The sequence below is a fragment of the Serratia sp. BNK-33-b genome (assembly GCF_048684565.1).
GTDB classification, from domain to species: Bacteria; Pseudomonadota; Gammaproteobacteria; order Enterobacterales; family Enterobacteriaceae; genus Serratia; species Serratia marcescens.
Genome location: NZ_JBLQTZ010000001.1, coordinates 381662 through 400429, shown reverse-complemented (window position 1 = coordinate 400429; position 18768 = coordinate 381662). Strand labels below are relative to the sequence as shown.

The following is an 18768-nucleotide window of genomic DNA, read 5'->3' as shown; positions in this document are numbered from 1 at the left end:
GCCGCCCTTTCTGTCTCAGATGCAGATAGCGATCAGCACGGCGATCAGCAGCAGCACGTAGATTTTGGCATGCAGCGCATCGCTCACCTTCGGCAAACAGCGCCTGGCAAACACGATCCCCGCAATCCCCGCCACCACCAGCAGCCCCAGAATGTTCAGATTGACGTACCCCAGATACTGCGGCCCGCTCATCTCGCGCCATCCCAACACGATATACATCAGCGCTCCGATCACCGCCACCGGAATCGACAGCGGGTTGGCGGCGCTGACGCAATATTTCATGTCGTAACCATGGCGGCGCAGCAGCGGCACGGTCATCACGCTGCCGCCCACCCCCAGCAGGGTGGCGATGCCGCCGATCAGCGGCCCGCCGCCCCACAACGTGGCGGGAGACAGTTCGGCGCGCGCCGGTTTGATCAGGAAGCCCCGGCGGAACAGACAGTCGGCGATGGTCACCGCCATATAGACCACAAACAGCCCGCGGATCACGCCGTCCGCCAGCAGCGAGGAAGCGAACGCGCCCAGCGCCGCGCCGATGCCGATGAAAAAGATCAGCGGCACGATGGTTTCTCGCAGCAGGTTGCCGCTGCGCCAGTTGGTCAGGGTGGCGTAACTCGCGTTGAGGATCATCACCGCTGTCGAGGTCGCTACAGCAATATGCATCGCCTGGCCGGGCTGCTCGCCCGAGGCGGAGATCAGGTGATAGACGAAAGGCACCACCACAAAGCCGCCGCCGAAGCCGAACAGAATGGTGGTGATGCCGGTCAGAAAACCGGCGCCCAGTACAATCAACGTTTCAATCATGGCCGTGCGCCCGCACGAAGTCGTCGAACCCGGCGCAGAACTGCCCCGCCAGCGGGTGGAAGCGCTCGCCGACGAACAGCCCCAAATACTGCTCGCGCACGGCGTCGTGATCCACCAGCTCAATGCCCGCCTGTTCCGCCCGCGCCAGCGTCTGTGCGTCCGGGAAGCCCCAATAGCGCGAATCACCCTGCTTTTCCGCCGCTATCGCTTCGCTCCGTTCCGCCCGCATGAGCTGGCGCGCCAGGAAGGTGCCGCTTTGCACGCCCAGCAACATCATGTTTTCCAGGAACGACAGATCGTGACGCAGCTCGGCGGGCAGACGGGCGAGCACCGGGCCGGCGTCCCAGTGTTCATCCATTTCATGCAGCGTCACCGCACAGCCCTTGTCACCGTTCATCATCGCGCGGAATAGCGTCATCACCCCGCGATAACGCGGCAAGTCGCCGGGGTGCAGGTTCCACAGCAGCTTGCCGCGTCGGCTGAAGGCGCGCACATAATCGGCGGAGAATTTCTGATAGCAGCGCAGGGAGATCACCGCGTCCATATGCTCCAGGCTGCTGATAAACGTGGCGTCATTGATGTCGAGAACGCGATGCGCCTTGACCCCGGCGGCGGCCAGGAACAGGGCCGGCGATTGATAGGCCCCCTCACAGGCGGCGGCGTTGCGGCCAACGAACGGGAACACAAAATCGTTCAGCACCTCGCGCTCATACAGCCCCAGGCGGCGAACCGCCGGCTCCTGGGTGCGGCCGCCGCTTTTCGCCAGGGGGAAATACACCGTAAAAGCACACTCGCCTTTCAGGGCGGCGATCAGATCCTGACACACCAGCCAGGAGAAAATGTCGTTGCCGACAAAGAGCGCTACGTTCTTCATACTTCAGCCTTCTTTGCGTTGAAAATAGGGTTGTTGAACACGATTTTGCTGATATCCCGCGTGATGGATTCCATCGCCGAGGTGTAAAAAAGATCGCCCTTGGCGGGCGCGCCGAGCGAGTAAAGATGCTGCTCACGGCCGCGTCGGTCGGCGATTTTCAGCGTATGCGGGTTGCACTTCACGCCGCCGAACAGGTTCTCTTGCACCAGCCCGTCTTGCAGCAGCTGCTGGCTCAGGCGGTTGGGCGGCAGTTGATAGGAAGGCGTGGTGCAGTTGAACAGATACTGCGCGCGCACCCGCGTCTCATGGCAACGAAGGATAAACCCGTCCGTTGCCTTGCTGATATCCACCAGGCCGCCGCAGGCGCGCAGGCGTTGGCTCTCCAGCGCCGCCACGATCTTGTTGGCATTCTTGATCGGCATGGCGTGCCGATTGCGCATCCAGGAGGAGTTGTAAAAGCGCATGAAGACCTGCCGGTTGTTGGCATCCATCTTGACCCAGGCGGCGCACACTGCCGGGTGGATCGCCGCCAGATAGCTGCAGATATGCTCCCGGGCAAAACGCGCGCGATCGAGGCTGTCCGCCAGATCGCGGTAGCAATCGCGCCTTTCCCCCAGCGCCGAGAGCACCGTCAGCCGCTCCGGCCCCGGATAGTGGCGCGCCAGCGCGGCGTTGATCGCATGCACCAGCTGATGCGCGTCAATAAAATCGCGGCCGGCGACAAAGCGCCGCAGCGCCTCAACAAACGCCTCCGGCGGCGGACGCATCACCGCCGGCTGCACGCTGGGGAACAGGCCCGAGCGCGACAGGGCGCAGATGTCGGTCGCTCCCAGGCGCTCCATCAGTTCAACGATGGCGTCAATCGCCGTCAGGCTGCAGCCGATCACGCCAATGCTCGAATAAGGGTTGATCGGCGGCAAATCCTGATGGGCCTGATAAGCGATCACCCCATCCACCGGGTAAAGGCACTCCGGCGGGTTGTGCCCCGAACACAGCACCAGCGCGTTCATCTGCTCGGCGCCGCCGCAGGCGGTGGTCAGCCGATAGCCGGCTTCGTGCAGCGCGATGGCATTCACTTCGGCAGTGACGAAATTCAGCACCACGTTACTGTCCGCCGCCATATATATTGTCATGTCGCGAATAAAATCGAGATATTCCCGATACAGCCAGCGCGGCGGATAACGATCCTGGCAAAACTGCGGGAAATGCATGGCGATCCAATCAACGAAGTGCGCATCGTCGAAAATATCCGCCGACATATTTTCCGGCGTCATATTTAATATATGGCTGTCAAAATCGCTGCTGTATGCCATGCCGCCTTTAAATCCCTGCTTGTCGAAAACCGTCAGGGAAAGCGGCCTTTTGCAATGATTAACCGACTTATTTTTTATAAAGTTATACGCAAAAGAGATGCCGGCGGCCCCGCCGCCAATCACACCGAACTTATACATGAAATATCACCTTATAGTCATTGAACTGCGCTAAGAACTATTGCTTCAGGTGTTGGAATAAAATGACGCTTTATTCCTCATTAACTTCTTGTATTGCGAGAACGAGAACCTTCGTCCCACCCTGGTGTGAAGACTTGCACGGGCTTCATGGCCGATAAAATAACTGCGCCCCGAACAAGCGTTATTTTTCTGCCCCGATAGTAGGGCGACCGTCGCTGGCTTGCTTTATATGAAGGGCCAACTATCATTGCGTTTCGGCCAATCTGCCCGCCAAAGGGAACACATGCGCAACGTCCGCATTGATGACATCGACCACGTAACCCGTGCGGTGATCGCCATCGGCACCGATTATCCGCCGGGGCATCTGCTGCCAATGCACAGCCACCGGCGCGCGCAGTTGCTGTACGGCGCTACCGGCGTCATGCACGTTTTCACGCAGCAAGGCAATTGGGTCGTTCCGCCGCAGCACGCGGTGTGGCTGCCGCCACAGATGCCGCACGCGGTGCGGATGGTCGGCGTCACCACCCGCAGCCTGTACCTTGAACCCGGCGCGTTGCCCGCCGAACGGCCGCAGGTATGTCAGGTGGTCAGCGTCACTCCGCTGATGCGCCAGCTGTTGATGGCGGCGGTGGATATGCCGCTGGAGTATGAACAACAGGGCCGCGACGGAGCGCTGGCGGCGCTGCTGCTGCACGAGCTGGCCAGGCTGCAGCCCTTGCCGTTGCACATCCCACTGCCCGCCGATCCTCGGCTGGGTGAGCTGTGCCGCGCCTTTTTGCAGCACCCCGACGCCCACGACTCCGCGCAGCGGTGGGCGCCTCGTCTGTACATGAGCATTCGCACCTTCAGCCGCTTCTTTCGCGCGCAGACCGGCCTGCCGTTTTCGCAATGGCGTCAGCGCGCCTGCGTGGTGCTGGCGTTGGCGCTGCTGGCCGAAGGACGCAGCGTGACACAGGTGGCGATGGAAATGGGGTATGACAGCAGCGCGGCGTTTTCAACCATGTTCCGCCGCGTGCTGGGGCAGGCGCCCTCCTCCTATCTGACGGAAGACGGGCGCGACGGTTGACGGATTAGCGGAATTTCTTGTGGTTGGCGTCGCGGGTTTGCTTGAAGCCCTGCGCCAGCTGCTTCGCTTCGGCGACTTTGCCCTGATTGGCCAGCGCCAGCGCCTGATCGATTTGGCCGATCAGGGTATCCAACCCGCTGCGGAAATCTTTCATCTCCGGGCTGTCGGCGGCTTTGTCTTCCAGCTTCGGCGGGGTGCCCTGTTTGGCATCCTGCGCGGCGGCGCGCATGTTCTGCAGGCTCTGTGTGAGGGTAGCGGCGGAGTCGGTATTCAGCACCGTTTTGTAGTTTTCCGCCAGGGTGTCCATATCGTCGCCAAGATCGGCGGCGACCGCCAGCGAACTGGCTGCCAGCAGCGTCAACGCCGCCAGCGCTTTCAGGGTATTCTGCATGTTTGCTCACCTTCCAGTTATTGTTTTAATTAACCCACCGTTACCATAGGCAAGGCCGGGAAAAATCGAAACCGGAGATTTGTAAGCAAGGTTGAGACGGGATAACGCGCAGCCGGCGGGCGCCGGCCGCGCAGCGGATCACTGGCCGGCGATCTTCATTTCCGGCAGCAGCACCGAACCGCACTGGATATTGCTGCGGGTTTCGATATCGCTGCCGACGCTGACGATGTTGCGCAGCATGTCTTTCAGGTTGCCGGCGATGGTGATCTCGCTGACCGGATATTGGATCTCACCGTTTTCCACCCAAAAACCGGCGGCGCCGCGCGAGTAATCGCCGGTGACGCCGCTGACGCCCTGGCCCATCAACTCGGTGACCACCAGGCCTGTGCCGAGCTGCTTCAGCATGCCGGCGAAGTCCGCGCCCTGCCCGGCAATGCGCCAGTTATGGATGCCGCCGGCATGGCCGGTGCTGTGCAGGCCCAGCTTGCGCGCCGAGTAGCTGGTCATCAGCCAGGTTTGCAGCACGCCGTCCTTGACGATATCGCGCCTCTGGGTGCGCACGCCCTCGCTGTCGAACGGCGTCGACGCCAGCCCTTTCAGCAGGTGCGGATGCTCCTCGACGGTCAGCCACGCCGGCAGGATCTGCTTGCCGAGCGAGCCCAACAGGAAGGTAGATTTGCGATAAACGCTGCTGCCGCTGATGGCGCCCACCAGATGGCCGAACAATCCGGTGGCCACCTCGGAGGCGAACAGCACCGGCGCCTTCATGGTCGACAATTTGCGCGGCGCGAGACGCGCCAACGTGCGGCGGGCGCACTCCTGCCCCACCCACTCCGGGCTGTGCAGATCGCCCATCGCCCGACCTATGGTGTAAGCGTAATCCCGCTCCATGTCGCCGTCCTGTTCTGCGATGACGCAGCTGGACAGCGAGTGACGGCTGGAACAATAGCTTTGCAGCATGCCGTGGCTGTTGCCGAACACCTTGATGCCGTAGTGGCTGTTGAAACTGCCGCCTTCGGTGTTGGTAATGCGTTTGTCCGCCGCCAGCGAAGCCTGCTCGGCGCGCGCCGCCAGCTCGATGCCGCGCTCGGCGTCCAGCTCGGTCGGGTGGAACAGATCGAGATCCGGCGCCTCGAACGCCAGCAGATCTTTCTCCGCCGGGCCGGCGCAAGGATCCTCAGAGGTGTAGCGCGCGATGTCCAGCGCCGCCTGTACGGTGCGGGCGATGGCGTCCGGGCTGAGATCGGTGGAAGAGGCGCTGCCTTTGCGCTGGCGGTGATACACGGTGATGCCCAGCGCGCCATCGCTGTTGAACTCGACGTTTTCCACTTCGCCGAAGCGGGTACTGACGCTGATGCCGGTCGATTTGGTGACCGCGACTTCCGCCGCGTCGGAACCGGCGCGGGCCAGCTCCAGCGCCTGAGAAACGGCCTGTTCCAGCGCCTTGCGCTGTTCTGCAACTTGAGTGACTACTTTCATCAATCTGCCATAATTAATCAGAAAATCGTTGAGAAAAGTGCCGGAGCGGCGTAGTTGTGCACGCGGGGCGGCGCGCAAAAATCCTGAGATCTCTGCCGTTGAGTCTAACAGGAACCGCGTTGAATTTCGCATAAAGCCGGCAACCTGTTAGGATTAGCCTCTTTTTAACGGAGCCTACCATGAACAAACAGCCTGAAGACTGGCTCGACGATGTCCCGGAGAATGAAAACGAGGACGATGACGAGATTATCTGGGTCAGTAAAAGTGAAATTAAACGTGATGCCGAAGCGCTGAAAGACCTGGGGGCCGAAATGGTCGATCTGGGCAAAAACGCGCTGGACCGCATTCCGTTGGACGAAGATTTGCGCGCCGCCATCGAGCTGGCGCAGAAGATCAAGAAAGAGGGCCGTCGCCGTCAGCTGCAGCTGATCGGCAAAATGCTGCGCGCCCGCGATATCGAGCCGATCCAGACCGCGCTCGACAAGCTGAAAAACCGCCACAACCAGCAGGTTTCCCTGTTCCATAAACTGGAAGCGCTGCGCGACCGCCTGGTGGAAGAAGGCGATGACGTCATTCCGTCGATCCTGGATCTGTATCCGGCCGCCGATCGCCAACAGCTGCGTTCACTGGTGCGCAACGCGCAGAAAGAGAAGGCCGCCAACAAGCCGCCTAAGGCTTACCGCCAGATCTTCCAATACCTGCGCGAGCTGGCCGAAGCGGCCGACTAAGCGCCGCCATCCCGGGATGAACCCGTTTCATCCCCGGTGATGCGCCGGTTCGCCGCTGCTTTCGCGGATATTGAAGCGCAGGCTGCCTTCCAGCTCTTCTTCCGCCTCTTCAAACAGCAGAATGATCGCGCCGAAACGACGCTTGCTGCGGGCATTCAGGTGAGTGAACTCGATTTCCACCGGCAGACCGATATCGCCGGTCACCACGTCCCACAGCGCGTCGAGGTTGGCGCCGAATCCCTCGTCCAGCGCAAACTTGTGCGCAAAATCGCGGTAGAAGGTCGGCACATCCTGGATCTGTTCAAAATCAAACTCTACTTTTGCCATCAAACTCACTCCACACGAATGAAGTTTTTGTAATGGTCGCGCGTGACGAAGATCAGACCGTCGCTCGAATACAGCAGGCGATCGGCGCCGCGCCGGCCACACTGGTAATTGATGTCCGCTTCGCGCCAGACCCGGCCGCCGGCGCTCGGCAGTTGTCCTTCACGGTTAGAGAATCGATCGCCGCCAATCGCCTTGCCCGGCAATACCGCACAGAGGTTGCCTGAACGCGGGTCCCAGCCCTGCTCGCGCGCCTGCTTCTTGGTGACGTAATAGCCCGGCAGCCGCTGATGCTGCTGCAGGTAGCTCACCACCGTTTGCTGCTGCGTGAGCCGATCGATGCTCTGCTGTTGCCCCGCCGGCGCTTGCACCACCGTCGCATTGCCGCCGATCGCACGGTGCTCGCTGCCGCGCAGCGCGCTGAAGACGGCGATGACCACGGCGATGACAATCGCCAACAGAATCCGCTTGTTCATGACATTCCCTGAAATTATGCCGCCGAAGGCGCCGCAGCTCCCCCAGGCTAGTTAGGTATATAGTCGACCTGGATGAAACTAAGATGACCGGCACGTCACGTTTTCGCGGCGGTGAGCGTTTCATCCATTCTTGACAATGATGCCACTTTCCAGTCGTTCTGGCACTCGGAGTCTCTCTGAAAACAGGCCGCCTCACATGAGACGGCCCGCCATGTCAGGCACTGCTTTCAGTATAGTCAGGGAAGGCGCCGCACAACGCGGCGCAACAGGAGGGAACGCATCAATCGATCAAGGCGTGACGATAGCGATGCAGCATGTCGGCCAGGCGTTTCACCGGCCCGGTGACGCTGAGCGGCGCCTGATTGTCCACCAGCTTCTGCTGGTACTCGTTCATTTCACCCAGCAAGCGATCGTAGTAATAGGCGCGCTTGACGTCGTTCTTGGCGGAGACCACCCGATCGGCGGTGCTGCGGATCTGGCGGTGGAAGGCCGACAACTCTTCGCTGACCGGAATCTCCGCCCGCTGCATGCGCTGGTGGGCAATGATCAGGTTCAACGCCAGACGATACTTGGCGATGTCGTTCGGGAACATCATCAGCAGCTGGTTAAGCTGCTGATACAGCGCAGGCAGATGGTTTTGCCGACGACGCGCCGCCTTGGTGGTCAGCGCCGACACCGCGCTGCTGACGAACTGGTTGAGCAACGTGCGCCCGGTGCGTTCACGCGAATTGTCGCGGATCAGCAGCAGCACCATCAGCCCAACGCAGCTGCCGAGGAACTGGCCCAGCGCCCCGTCGAGAAACTGGGTGACGTTGAACTCCATCGGGTTGCTCAGCACCAGAATGTTGATGGTCCCGGCCAGCAGCCCCAGCGAACCGAGCCGCCGCTTCTGCACCTCGATGCCGATGAAAAACGCCAGCAGGCCGAGGCTGAGACACAGCAGCAAAATGCTCTGCTGCGTCGCCGGCAGGATCACCATGAAGAACAGGGAACCGACCGGGATCGCCGCCAGCATGCCCAGCACGAAATCCATCGCCACCATGCGCGGCGCCGGGGTGCGCATCGCCAGCGAGGTGATCACCGCGATGATCACCATAAAACCGCTGCCGGACGTCCAGCCGGTCCACAGCCACAGCAGGCTGCCGAAGGCCGTCGCCACAAAGGTGCGCAGGCCGTTGATCATCGCGTGATGCCCTTCCGCCGAAGTCGGCTTGACCACGGTTTCGTTGCTCAACACCCCCTCTTCCACCGCGCTGATGCTGCAGTTGGCGTGCACGCCTTTCGACAGCAGCAGGTAGCGCGTCGCCGCGCCGACCCAACCGGTGATGGTCGGCAGCGTTTCCTCGGAACGATGCGTGGTCAGCACCTGGCGTAACAGCTTCATGCGCTTGTGGATCTCCTGTGGGGTTTCCGCCGGGACCATCAGCTGCTCCCGCAGGCTGTCTTTCAGTGCCTCCGGGCGATTCACCAAGATCAGATAGGTTTCGCAGGCCTGGGTGATCAGCGTCAGCGACAGCGTATGCAGCGCTTTTACCCGGCGGTTGACCTTCTGCCAGCGCGAGGACTCCATCATCAGATTGTTGCGCATGCCGTCCAGCGCCGTGGTGCTCTTCACCAGATTGCTCCAGGCGCGGTCGATATCCTCTTTGTCGGCGTTGCTGATGCACATCTGCATCAGGCGGTATTGAGCTACCAGCAGCTGATCCACCGCCCGATCGATGTCCTGTTTGATCGAACGCGGCGAGAACAGCAGATCCGCCAACACGGCGCTGACGATCCCCAGCACGATCTCGCTGCAACGCTCGATGGCGAACTGCGGCGCTTCCAGCAGATGAGACTCGCTGGTGGCGACCGTCACGATGATGATCAGCGCGGTATACCCGGCCAGCCCCCAGGCATAGGAGTTCTCCACCTTGATGAGCGAAGAAAGCCAGGTGCAGAAACCGGCCCAGATGCAGCACAGCAGCAGCATCACCACCGGCGCGCGGGCGGTGGTGATGATAATGATCAGGCCGACGAAGCAGCCGATAAAGGTGCCGATGATACGCAGCCAGCCGCGGTGGCGTATGGCGCCGGAGAAGGGTTCGCCGCCGGCGGCAAAGGCCGGGCCGGCGGCGACGATGGCGGCGGTCATCGCCGACCAACGCGGGGTTTCCAGATTGAGATGGAAGCCGACGAACAGCGCAAACACAATCGCGAAGCTGAGTTTGAAGGCGAATCTCAGCCGGATAAAGGTTGGGCTGCTCATTAGCCGAACTCACGCAGCCGGTGCATCAGGCGCACAAAAGGCGAGCCGCTGTCGGCATTGCGATCGTTCTTGCCGACGATCACCACGGTGGCGGTGGTGCCGGCCGGGTACGGATGCTGTTGGTCCTTGGCGTCCAGCAGGATCTTCACCGGCACGCGCTGCGCCAGGCGCACCCACTCCAGGTTACTGTCGATCGAGGCCAACCCTTTGTTGTTCACCGTGCTGCTGCTGTTGTTCACCGCCGCCGCCACGCTGTCGACGGTGCCGTGCATGATGCGGTTGCTGCCGAGCGGGGTGATCTCCGCGCGGTCGCCCTTATTCAGGCCATTCAGCTTGGTTTCTTCCAGGTACGCCAGGATGTAGAAGGAATCTTTCTTCACCAGCGCCACCGCCACCGAGCCGCGGGTGATGTATTCGCCGGCATGGACGTTGAGGTTGGTGATCCAGCCATCGGCCGGAGCCCGCACCGTGGTGCGTTCCAGATCCAGCTGCGCCAGCTCGCGCGCCGCCACGGCCTTCGCCAGCTGGTGCTGCACGGTCTGCAGCGAGTTGTTCGACTGGTCAATCTCTTCCTGCGACATCGCCTGCACGCCCAGCTTCACGCGGCGGCCGGCCTCGCGCCGTTTTTCCGCCGCCAACGCTTGATAGTAGGCGACATCGGCGCCGGCTTCCGCCAACGCCTGCTCATAACGCGGCCGATCGACCACGAACAGCACCTGGCCTTTCTTGACCAGTTGGTTATCCACCACCGGCACGTCGGTCAGCAGGCCGCTGACGTCCGGCGCGATCGCCACCACATCGGCGGTAAACTTGGCATCACGCGTCCACGGCGACTCGGTGTAGAACACCCAGGCCTTGAATATCGCGGCGATGCCCAACAGCACAAGAATCAAAGTGATCGCGATTCGGGTTATTTTTATCGAAAAATTTTTCACAGCGACCTCAAACAAAAAGACATGAAATCAGATAAAACAAGCAGCAATACAGCGCAGTGTTAAACAGCGCCGGATGCCAGACAAAATCGTAAATCCCCGTCGGCTGCAGCAGGCGGCGCAAGAGAAAAAACAGCGCCAGCGACACCAGCAGCTCGAAAAACACCGGCGGAAACGACAGTCCGAAGATGACCATAACCGGAAGCAAACTCATCACTTTTTCCTTATTGTTCACTGCGCCGGGGAAAGACACATCTCGCCATTCACATTCTCTTTACATTTTAGCGTGCGCGCGCCACAAATCTTGACCAGACAGCTTGTCCAGGTCACGAACCCGAAAAAAGGTTAAACTTTGGGGCAGACGTCCACGACAGGGATTGCGAGGGTGCCGGAGGAGCGGCAGGATTACGTCGCCGCTCGCTCTCGCACGTTGGTAAGGTCTATTCACCCGACCACGTTATATTAGCCTGCTTACTATCAAGGCATCAACAATCTGTGATCTAAATCACTTTTAAGCCAGAGTGAATAATGGAAAGATTAAAACGGATGTCGGTATTCGCCAAAGTGGTTGAGTTCGGGTCGTTTACCGCGGCCGCGCGCCAACTCGGCATGAGCGTTTCATCGATCAGCCAAACCGTCTCGAAACTGGAAAATGAGCTGCAGGTCAAGCTGTTGAACCGCAGCACGCGCAGCATCGGCCTGACTGAGGCCGGCAAAATCTACTATCAGGGCTGCCGACGCATGCTGCAGGAAGTCAGCGAAGTGCATGAACAGCTGTATGCGTTTAACAACACGCCCGCCGGCACGCTACGCATCGGCAGCTCATCCACCATGGCGCAAAACGTGCTGGCGAACATGACCGCCGAGATGATGAAAGAGTACCCGGGCCTGACAGTCAACCTGGTAACCGGCATTCCGGCGCCGGATCTGATCACCGACGGGCTGGATCTGGTGATCCGCACCGGGGCGCTGCAGGACTCCAGCCTGTTCTCTCGCCGCCTGGGGCAGATGCCGATGGTGGTGTGCGCCGCCAAAAGCTACCTGAGCCAGCACGGCACGCCGCAGAAGCCGAGCGACATGGTCAACTTCTCCTGGCTGGAGTACAGCGTGCGGCCCGACAGCGAATTCGAACTGATGTCGCCGGAAGGCATCACCACGCGCATTTCCCCGCAGGGGCGCTTCGTCACCAACGACTCCTCCACCATGATCCGTTGGCTGAAAAACGGCGCCGGCATCGCCTACGCCCCGCTGATGTGGGTGATCGAAGAGATCAAACGCGGCGAGATCGAGATCCTGTTCAAAAGCTACCATTCGGATCCGCGGCCGATCTACGCGCTCTATACCGAGAAGGACAAACTGCCGCTGAAGGTGCAGGTGTGCATCAATTATTTAACCGACTATTTCGAACGCGTAGCGGCGGTCTATCAGGGCTATCGCTGAGCAGCGCTCAAATAGCGTCGCGCCAGCGCGGCCAGCAGCGTCAGCGCCACCATGCCGAAGCCCCACAGCAGCCAGATGGCGTAGCCCGCCCAGGTCAGCAGCGCAGGAAAATAGCTCGCCAGCCCGCTGCCCAGCTGTTTCAGCCACGGCAGCCAGGCGTCCAGCACCGCCTGCGGCACCAGGCTCAGCGCACCGTTTACCGGCAACGATGCATTCCCGGCTGCCTCCGCCAACGCCGGGAGCCAGGCCAGCACCCCGGCTACGCCCCAGGCCAGCAGCGTCCATAGCGCCATGGCGCCCAGCAGCAGCGCGAGTGTCCAACCGCCCCGGTTCACGGCACACCGCCGCCGCACTGCGGACAAAATCGGCTGCCCGACGGCAACGGCGCGGCGCACTGGCCGCAGGTGGCGCTCACCGCGGCAAACGGCTGACCGCAGCGGTGGCAATAACGCGCGCCCGATTTATTCACAGCCCGACATTCCGGGCACAGCGGCCCCGGCTCGCCATGCTGGTTATAGCGGTTGCCATGATGCCCGCCGCCGTGGCCCGCGCGCTGATGACCGCCGTTAATACCGCCTTGCCCCAACAACCGTTTCAGTAAGCTCATCCCGCCTCTCCTCTGTGCATTGACGCTGAACCTCACTGTAAACCCTGGAGTAAACTCCAGGGTAAAGCCCGGCGAGCAGGATTTACGTTTCATTACATCGTAAAAGTGACAAGGCTTTGATGCCGTTAACAAAAGCGCCATCGGCATTATCCCACGCCGCCGCGCTGCGTTATGCTGCGGAAACCTCTCCCTGCATCAGGAATAACCATGAAAAAAATCATACTGGACTGTGACCCGGGGCATGACGACGCCATCGCTCTGTTGCTGGCCTGGGGCAATCCGCAGATCGACCTGCTGGCGGTCACCACCGTGGTGGGTAACCAGACGCTGGACAAAGTGACGCGCAACGCCCTGGCGGTGGCCCGCATCGCCAATATCACCGGCGTCCCCTTCGCCGCCGGCTGCCCGCGCCCGCTGGTGCGCAATATCGAAGTGGCGCCCGACATTCACGGCGACTCGGGCCTCGATGGCCCGGTACTGCCGGCCCCCCACCTGCAGTTGGACTCACGCCATGCGGTAGACCTGATCATCGAGACCGTGATGGCCCACCCGCCGGGCAGCGTGACGCTGGTGCCGACCGGCGGCCTGACCAATATCGCCATGGCGGTGCGTAAAGAGCCGCGCATTGCCGAACGGGTCAAGGAAGTGGTGCTGATGGGCGGCGGCTATCATGTGGGCAACTGGAGCGCGGTGGCGGAGTTCAATATCAAAATCGATCCCGAGGCGGCGCACATCGTGTTCAACGAAAAATGGCCGCTCACCATGGTCGGGCTGGACCTCACCCATCAGGCGCTGGCCACGCCGGCCGTCTGCGAACGCATCGCCGCCCTCGGCACCCGGCCGGCCGCCTTCGTAGGCGAACTGCTGGCATTCTTTGGCCGTATGTACCAACAGGCACAGGGCTTCAGCGCCCCGCCGGTACACGATCCTTGCGCGGTGGCCTACGTGATCGACCCGAGCGTCATGACGGTGCGTAAAGCGCCGGTGGATATCGAACTGACCGGCACCCTGACGTTGGGCATGACGGTCACGGACTTCCGCGCGCCGCCGCCGCCGGACTGCCACACCCAGGTGGCGGTCAAACTGGATCAGGATAAATTCTGGGATCTGGTGGTGGATGCGCTGGAGCGGATCGGTGAGGTGGAGTAAGCGGACGGGAGACAAGACTAACGCGCTTGGGCAGGCGCGTTAGTCTGTATTCTGCCGCGGCAACGGGGAGGCTCAAGACATAACGTCTTTTATTTCCAATTCAGCAGAACAATCCTAACAATAAATCATTTTATAAAAACCTAAATAAACAGATGGAGACAAGAAGAATCTTAATAAAAATAAAACCATGAAAATCACTTTTAATTTAAAAATCAGCAATGGGAAACGATGAAATAAACCTCCTCCGTCATGCCGCCGCTGACGAAAAAAATTAAACAAGCAGATACCTATTTTATTCTTCACATTACCTGCCGATCTAGGCCATTGCCGGGATGCCTCACGATATTTACACACGCCAACACAAAGACCAACCAACTGATTTTAATAAATAAAAATAATAGTTAGATTAAAAATTGACTGAATCGCAATAGATTTGAGAAAATAGCGCGTCTGTTTTTGAGAAAACAAAAATGCCTTTTGCGGGTGAAAAATACGGCTTAACCTTTCTTTAGGCGCACAGCCTCACGCATTCTCAGGGCAAACATTATTTATCGCTTCACCATGAAGACGGTTTAAATTTCCCGTGAGACATTTTCGAATTGAACATTACACACATTTCAACATCAGGATAAAGGATAGGGAATAATCAAAACATGCATTCAATAAACGCTATCAGGCCTTGGCAGGTTAACCATGGCCGATAAATCTCCCGCTAACGCAGCGACCATCGCCGTGCTGCCCCTGCTGCTGATCTGGATGGCGGCGCTCCTGCCGATCTATCATCCCAATATGGGCGGCGACGGTCTGGCGCTGCCGCAAAACATTCAGGCCTGGGGCGTCATGGCGCTCACTACGCTGATCGTGACGTTTACCGTTTGCCTGGGTCGCATCCGCCTTTCGCTTACCCCCACCGCCCGGCTATTGCTGCTCGGCATCGCCGTGCTGGCGCTGCCACTGCTGTATACCCGCCCCGAGTGGCGCGAAGACGCCCTGTGGCGCTGCGCCGGCCTGCTCGGCGGTTGGCTGTTCTATGTCGCCTGCCTGCAGCTGCGCCTAACCCCCAGGCAGCGCAACCTATTGCTGTACGGTCTGCTGTTCGCCGCTGGCGTTCAGGCGCTGCTGGCGGCTCTGCAACTGTTCGCCCCCGCGCTGGCGTGGGTATCCCCTCACGAAAGCCGGGTCTACGGCGTCTTTCAGCAACCGAACGTGCTGGGCAGCTTTATCGCCACCGGGCTGGCTTTGGCGCTCTGGCTGCTGCTTGCTCCCCTCTCTGCGCCGATGCGGCGGCGGCAAATCCCGCTGCTCACGCTGCTGGCCGTTTTCTCCGCCCTGCTGGTGCTGATCCAGTCGCGCGCCGCCTGGCTCGGCGGCGCCTTGGCGGCGGCATTGCTGCTGTGGCGTTTTGCCCGCCAGCGCCCGGCCGCAAGCCGCTGGGCCGGCGGCGCGCTGCTGTTGGGTATGGCGATCGGCCTCACGGTGCTGTTCACCGGTTTCGGTCTGGAGGGTCACACCGGCCTGATCGGTCGGGGGCTATCCAACAGCGCGCGCCTGACCATGCTGCACGACGTCGGCGCCATGATCCTGGCCAAGCCGCTGCTGGGCTGGGGTTACGGCGGTTTTGAATACGGCTTCGCGCACTTCCGCCTGCAGGAAATGCCCTGGCGAGAAGTGCTGGAAGTCACCGGGCATCCGCACAATGAAATCCTGCTGTGGTGGGTTGAGGGTGGTCTGCCGGCGCTGGCAGGTATCATGATCGTCCTTGCCGCCGGCGTACGGCTGCTGAAAAGCGCCTGGCAACGGGATCGAGAACAGCCGAACGGTGCGCGCGTCGGCCTGTTCCTGGTGCTGCTGCCGATGCTGATACACACTCAGCTGGAATACCCTTTCTATCTGTCTGCGCCGCACTGGCTGGCGTTTCTGCTGCTGCTGGCGCTGCTGGACGGCCAAACCGGCGAGCCCCGCCCGCTGCCGTTCGCCAAAGCCCTGAGCCTGCCGGTGGCGATGGCGGCGGTCGGCGTGCTGGCGATGGCGGTCTTCGCCTGGCAAGGGCGCATGGCGCTCACTCAGTCGGAACGCACTATGCTGGCCAACATCGACAGCATCGAGCAGATGCCGCCGCCAGCCGCCTGGATCTACCGGGAGCGCAAAACGTTCGACGAGCAATCTCACGCGCTGCTGGTCTATAACCAGACACGTGATGATGCCCTGTTGACCGGCTATCGGCAGTGGGCCAATGCCTATCTGCAGCGCCGTATCGACGCCAACGTCTACGCCACGCTGATCATGATCTTGCGCTATCAGGGGGCCCAGGCGGAAGCCGACGCTCGCCTGCGGGAAGCCGCTTTCCTGTTTACGCGGGATGCGCGGTTTAGGTAGGGACAACAAAGGTGAGAGCGATGCCTCGTCGCTCTCACCTGCGTCATTTATGTAGCAAAATTAACGCGGCAATATCGCGCACTCTTTATCCAGCAGCGATTCTACCGACGCGCGATTGCCGACGTCCCAGCCGCGCTTCGAGGCCAGCAAAATAAACCCTTGCCGGCCGGCAAACCTCGTCGGAACGACGACCACGCCATATTCCGCCAGCTGCGGCGGCGACAGATGGAAATAACCCGCCAAATCCTTAATCGGGTAGATGCCCATCACGGCTGGCTGCATCACGCGGCGAGCATAATAGGTGTGGCGCAACAACTTATCCGGCAAAGGCCGCCATTGCTCCTGTATGTAGGGGCGTTCCGCCTGCAATTGGCGCCGCACATCTTCGCGCAGACAGGTCAGGTGAATATGCAATTGGTTCTGGCTGCGGCCATAAGCGGAGTTGATCGCCATGCCCAACATATCATCCGGCACCGGCCCGCCATACTCAGCGGCCAGCCGGTGACGCATCAGCCAGGCATAGCCAAAATAGTCCGTCCGTTCCCCGGCCAGCAGCTGCGGGCTTTCGATGCCGGAGAGCGGCGCCGTCGGCACCAGGATGAAGTGATAGGGATAACGCGGGTTTTGCAGCACGCTGAAGCCCTGCGCTTTCCCCTGCGGCATATAAATCTGCTCACACGGGGCCGGATCGCGCTTTTGCTGATAGTTGGCCATGCAGAGCTTATCGACCACGCCCCACAGCGCATCGGAACGGGCGCACCCCGTCAGAGAGAGAACCCCCAGCACCAGCAGCCAATGCCGGGCGGATAAAGCCAGGCGCGTCATTCTCGTAGTGATCTGTTTTTTCGCCACGTCAATTTTATTCCATTATGTCGTACAGGCTACGGCGTCCTGCCGCGCTTAGCGTTACGAATGCGAGAAAGGCCGCAAAATGGAGAATGGTTGAGGGGCCAACGCGCGGCCCCTTGAGGAAAGATTACGCCGTGCCGCCGACGGTCAACGTATCCAGTTTCAGCGTCGGTTGGCCGACGCCTACCGGCACGCTCTGGCCTTCCTTGCCGCACACGCCCACGCCTTTATCGAGCGCCAGATCGTTGCCGACCATCGAGATCTGCTGCATCGCCTCAATGCCGGAGCCGATCAGCGTCGCCCCTTTCACCGGCTTGGTGATACGGCCCTTTTCGATCAGATAGGCTTCGGTGGTGGAGAACACGAACTTGCCGGAGGTGATGTCCACCTGGCCGCCGCCAAAGTTCGGCGCGTACAGACCGTACTCGACGCTGGCGATGATCTCTTCCGGCGTCGATTGGCCCGCCAGCATGTAGGTGTTGGTCATGCGCGGCATCGGCAGATGCGCGTAGGACTCGCGGCGGCCGTTGCCGGTCGGGGCGACGCCCATCAGGCGCGCGTTGAGCTTGTCCTGCATGTAGCCTTTCAACACGCCGTTTTCGATCAGCACGTTGTACTGGCCCGGCACGCCTTCGTCGTCGATCGCCAGCGAGCCGCGGCGCCCTTGCAGGGTGCCGTCGTCCACCACGGTGCACAGTTCGGACGCCACCAGCTCGCCCATATGGCCGCTGAACACCGAGGTGCCGCGTCGGTTGAAGTCGCCTTCCAGGCCGTGGCCCACCGCCTCATGCAGCAGCACGCCCGGCCAGCCGGCGCCCAACACCACCGGCATATTGCCGGCCGGCGCCGCCACCGCGCCAAGATTAACCAGCGCCATGCGCACCGCTTCTTTAGCGTAAGCGTCGGCGCGCACGTCGCCGTCGACGCTTTCCAGGAAGTAGTCATAGCCGAAACGGCCGCCGCCGCCGCTGGAGCCGCGCTCACGCTTGCCGTCCTGCTCCACCAGCACGCTGACGGAAAGGCGCACCAGCGGGCGAACGTCCGCCGCCAGCGTGCCGTCGGTGGCGGCCACCAACACCTGCTCGTAAACGCCGGTAATGCTGGCGTTCACTTCCTGCACTCGCGCATCGGCGGCGCGCGCCACCTTGTCGACGCGGTGCAGCAGGGCGATTTTCTCTTCGCGCAGCAGACTTTGCAGCGGATCGAGCAGCGGATACAGCGCCCGGTAACCGATCTCACCCAGGGTATGCGCCCGCCCGTCGCCCTGCTCACGCACGATGCTGCGCGCCGCCTGGGCGCTCTGCTGCAGCGCATTCAGGGTGATCTGATCGGCATAGGCGAAGCCGGTCTTCTCACCGCTGACGGCGCGCACGCCGACGCCCTGGTCGATATTGTAAGAGCCATCCTTGATGATGCCGTCCTCGATCACCCAGGCTTCGTGATAGCTGGACTGGAAATAGAGATCGGCGTAGTCGATACGGCGTTCTGCCAGTTGACCCAGTACCCTGTACAGGTCTTGATGACTCAGCTTGTTGGTAGCGAGTAACTGCTCACTGACAAACGTCAGGCTCATA

19 protein-coding genes are annotated in these 18768 nt (G+C 61.0%); 5 read left to right on the top strand and 14 right to left on the bottom strand.

Translation table 11 applies throughout. The annotated features are described in order from the left end of the window. Positions 1-15 precede the first annotated feature (15 nt). The 3 genes from ACMGGK_RS01865 to ACMGGK_RS01855 are packed head-to-tail and all read right to left on the bottom strand — an operon-like array spanning position 16 to position 3129. Complete coding sequence (locus ACMGGK_RS01865; protein ID WP_016930220.1) at positions 16-804, bottom strand: sulfite exporter TauE/SafE family protein; 789 nt, start codon at positions 802-804, stop codon at positions 16-18. Continuing rightward, positions 797-1678, bottom strand: coding sequence for a formyltransferase family protein (locus tag ACMGGK_RS01860; protein WP_016930221.1), 882 nt, complete (start codon positions 1676-1678; stop codon positions 797-799). Before ACMGGK_RS01860 ends, ACMGGK_RS01865 begins: the two co-directional genes overlap by 8 nt. Further along, positions 1675-3129 (bottom strand): FAD/NAD(P)-binding protein, encoded by a 1455-nt coding sequence (locus ACMGGK_RS01855; protein ID WP_143778458.1) that lies wholly within the window; start codon positions 3127-3129, stop codon positions 1675-1677. The genes ACMGGK_RS01860 and ACMGGK_RS01855 overlap by 4 nt, the downstream gene beginning before the upstream one ends. Positions 3130-3412: 283 nt before the next feature. On the opposite strand from ACMGGK_RS01855, the gene ACMGGK_RS01850 reads away from it, so the two are divergent. Continuing rightward, the gene (locus ACMGGK_RS01850; protein WP_016930223.1) at positions 3413-4195 is read left to right on the top strand and encodes an AraC family transcriptional regulator; all 783 of its coding nucleotides are present in this window, start codon (positions 3413-3415) and stop codon (positions 4193-4195) included. Between the two features lie 4 nt (positions 4196-4199). Here the strand turns inward: ACMGGK_RS01850 and cybC are convergent, their stop codons facing one another. Together cybC and pmbA are read right to left on the bottom strand one after the other, a co-directional pair. After that, positions 4200-4586 (bottom strand): cytochrome b562, encoded by a 387-nt coding sequence (gene cybC, locus ACMGGK_RS01845; protein ID WP_016930224.1) that lies wholly within the window; start codon positions 4584-4586, stop codon positions 4200-4202. A gap of 138 nt (positions 4587-4724) precedes the next feature. After that, positions 4725-6065: a metalloprotease PmbA gene (pmbA, locus tag ACMGGK_RS01840; RefSeq protein WP_420276642.1), complete on the bottom strand. Its 1341-nt coding sequence runs from the start codon at positions 6063-6065 to the stop codon at positions 4725-4727. 179 nt (positions 6066-6244) lie between these two features. Between pmbA and yjgA the strand changes: the two genes are divergently transcribed. Then, the gene (gene yjgA / locus ACMGGK_RS01835) at positions 6245-6793 is read left to right on the top strand and encodes a ribosome biogenesis factor YjgA (RefSeq protein ID WP_004936968.1); all 549 of its coding nucleotides are present in this window, start codon (positions 6245-6247) and stop codon (positions 6791-6793) included. A gap of 27 nt (positions 6794-6820) precedes the next feature. Here the strand turns inward: yjgA and ACMGGK_RS01830 are convergent, their stop codons facing one another. The 5 genes from ACMGGK_RS01830 to aaeX form a co-directional block, all read right to left on the bottom strand. Next, positions 6821-7120, bottom strand: coding sequence for a barstar family protein (locus tag ACMGGK_RS01830; protein WP_004936963.1), 300 nt, complete (start codon positions 7118-7120; stop codon positions 6821-6823). A 5-nt stretch (positions 7121-7125) separates the two neighbouring features. Beyond that, on the bottom strand, positions 7126-7593 hold the full coding sequence (locus ACMGGK_RS01825) for a ribonuclease (protein WP_049299907.1): 468 nt from the start codon (positions 7591-7593) through the stop codon (positions 7126-7128). A 280-nt stretch (positions 7594-7873) separates the two neighbouring features. After that, complete coding sequence (gene aaeB / locus ACMGGK_RS01820; RefSeq protein WP_164052786.1) at positions 7874-9841, bottom strand: p-hydroxybenzoic acid efflux pump subunit AaeB; 1968 nt, start codon at positions 9839-9841, stop codon at positions 7874-7876. Continuing rightward, a complete protein-coding gene (aaeA, locus tag ACMGGK_RS01815) occupies positions 9841-10776 on the bottom strand; it encodes a p-hydroxybenzoic acid efflux pump subunit AaeA (protein WP_028127537.1) in 936 nt (311 codons plus the stop codon). Before aaeA ends, aaeB begins: the two co-directional genes overlap by 1 nt. Positions 10777-10783: 7 nt before the next feature. Next, complete coding sequence (gene aaeX, locus ACMGGK_RS01810; protein ID WP_004936952.1) at positions 10784-10987, bottom strand: p-hydroxybenzoic acid efflux pump operon protein AaeX; 204 nt, start codon at positions 10985-10987, stop codon at positions 10784-10786. 314 nt (positions 10988-11301) lie between these two features. Here aaeX and aaeR point away from each other — a divergent pair, with 314 nt between their 5' ends. Then, positions 11302-12213, top strand: coding sequence for an HTH-type transcriptional activator AaeR (aaeR, locus tag ACMGGK_RS01805; protein WP_025304394.1), 912 nt, complete (start codon positions 11302-11304; stop codon positions 12211-12213). Here aaeR and ACMGGK_RS01800 read toward each other — a convergent pair. Both ACMGGK_RS01800 and ACMGGK_RS01795 read right to left on the bottom strand, forming a co-directional pair. Beyond that, positions 12204-12548 (bottom strand): hypothetical protein, encoded by a 345-nt coding sequence (locus tag ACMGGK_RS01800; RefSeq protein WP_033639293.1) that lies wholly within the window; start codon positions 12546-12548, stop codon positions 12204-12206. The two genes, aaeR and ACMGGK_RS01800, sit on opposite strands and share 10 nt — an antisense overlap. Further along, positions 12545-12820, bottom strand: a complete 276-nt coding sequence (locus ACMGGK_RS01795; protein ID WP_016930230.1) for a zinc ribbon domain-containing protein — start codon at positions 12818-12820, stop codon at positions 12545-12547. The genes ACMGGK_RS01800 and ACMGGK_RS01795 overlap by 4 nt, the downstream gene beginning before the upstream one ends. A 207-nt stretch (positions 12821-13027) precedes the next feature. On the opposite strand from ACMGGK_RS01795, the gene ACMGGK_RS01790 reads away from it, so the two are divergent. After that, positions 13028-13969 carry a nucleoside hydrolase gene (locus ACMGGK_RS01790; RefSeq protein ID WP_049299908.1) on the top strand — a complete coding sequence of 314 codons (942 nt, stop codon included), beginning with the start codon at positions 13028-13030 and terminating at the stop codon, positions 13967-13969. 693 nt (positions 13970-14662) lie between these two features. After that, complete coding sequence (locus ACMGGK_RS01785) at positions 14663-16345, top strand: Wzy polymerase domain-containing protein (protein WP_420276641.1); 1683 nt, start codon at positions 14663-14665, stop codon at positions 16343-16345. Between the two features lie 60 nt (positions 16346-16405). Here the strand turns inward: ACMGGK_RS01785 and ACMGGK_RS01780 are convergent, their stop codons facing one another. Next, positions 16406-17170 carry a CDP-diacylglycerol diphosphatase gene (locus ACMGGK_RS01780; RefSeq protein ID WP_420277424.1) on the bottom strand — a complete coding sequence of 255 codons (765 nt, stop codon included), beginning with the start codon at positions 17168-17170 and terminating at the stop codon, positions 16406-16408. Between the two features lie 151 nt (positions 17171-17321). Continuing rightward, positions 17322-18767 (bottom strand): metalloprotease TldD, encoded by a 1446-nt coding sequence (gene tldD / locus ACMGGK_RS01775; protein ID WP_420276640.1) that lies wholly within the window; start codon positions 18765-18767, stop codon positions 17322-17324. Between the last annotated feature and the right edge of the window lies 1 nt (position 18768).

Coding starts and splice junctions, on each gene's coding strand:
- aaeX (WP_004936952.1), bottom strand. CDS start 10,987: ATGAGTTTGCTTCCGGTTATGGTCATCTTCGGACTGTCGTTTCCGCCG.
- ACMGGK_RS01865 (WP_016930220.1), bottom strand. CDS start 804: ATGATTGAAACGTTGATTGTACTGGGCGCCGGTTTTCTGACCGGCATC.
- ACMGGK_RS01830 (WP_004936963.1), bottom strand. CDS start 7,120: ATGGCAAAAGTAGAGTTTGATTTTGAACAGATCCAGGATGTGCCGACC.
- tldD (WP_420276640.1), bottom strand. CDS start 18,767: ATGAGCCTGACGTTTGTCAGTGAGCAGTTACTCGCTACCAACAAGCTG.
- ACMGGK_RS01790 (WP_049299908.1), top strand. CDS start 13,028: ATGAAAAAAATCATACTGGACTGTGACCCGGGGCATGACGACGCCATC.
- ACMGGK_RS01785 (WP_420276641.1), top strand. CDS start 14,663: ATGGCCGATAAATCTCCCGCTAACGCAGCGACCATCGCCGTGCTGCCC.
- aaeB (WP_164052786.1), bottom strand. CDS start 9,841: ATGAGCAGCCCAACCTTTATCCGGCTGAGATTCGCCTTCAAACTCAGC.
- cybC (WP_016930224.1), bottom strand. CDS start 4,586: ATGCAGAATACCCTGAAAGCGCTGGCGGCGTTGACGCTGCTGGCAGCC.
- aaeR (WP_025304394.1), top strand. CDS start 11,302: ATGGAAAGATTAAAACGGATGTCGGTATTCGCCAAAGTGGTTGAGTTC.
- ACMGGK_RS01850 (WP_016930223.1), top strand. CDS start 3,413: ATGCGCAACGTCCGCATTGATGACATCGACCACGTAACCCGTGCGGTG.
- ACMGGK_RS01825 (WP_049299907.1), bottom strand. CDS start 7,593: ATGAACAAGCGGATTCTGTTGGCGATTGTCATCGCCGTGGTCATCGCC.
- yjgA (WP_004936968.1), top strand. CDS start 6,245: ATGAACAAACAGCCTGAAGACTGGCTCGACGATGTCCCGGAGAATGAA.
- pmbA (WP_420276642.1), bottom strand. CDS start 6,065: ATGAAAGTAGTCACTCAAGTTGCAGAACAGCGCAAGGCGCTGGAACAG.
- ACMGGK_RS01780 (WP_420277424.1), bottom strand. CDS start 17,170: ATGACGCGCCTGGCTTTATCCGCCCGGCATTGGCTGCTGGTGCTGGGG.
- ACMGGK_RS01795 (WP_016930230.1), bottom strand. CDS start 12,820: ATGAGCTTACTGAAACGGTTGTTGGGGCAAGGCGGTATTAACGGCGGT.
- ACMGGK_RS01860 (WP_016930221.1), bottom strand. CDS start 1,678: ATGAAGAACGTAGCGCTCTTTGTCGGCAACGACATTTTCTCCTGGCTG.
- ACMGGK_RS01855 (WP_143778458.1), bottom strand. CDS start 3,129: ATGTATAAGTTCGGTGTGATTGGCGGCGGGGCCGCCGGCATCTCTTTT.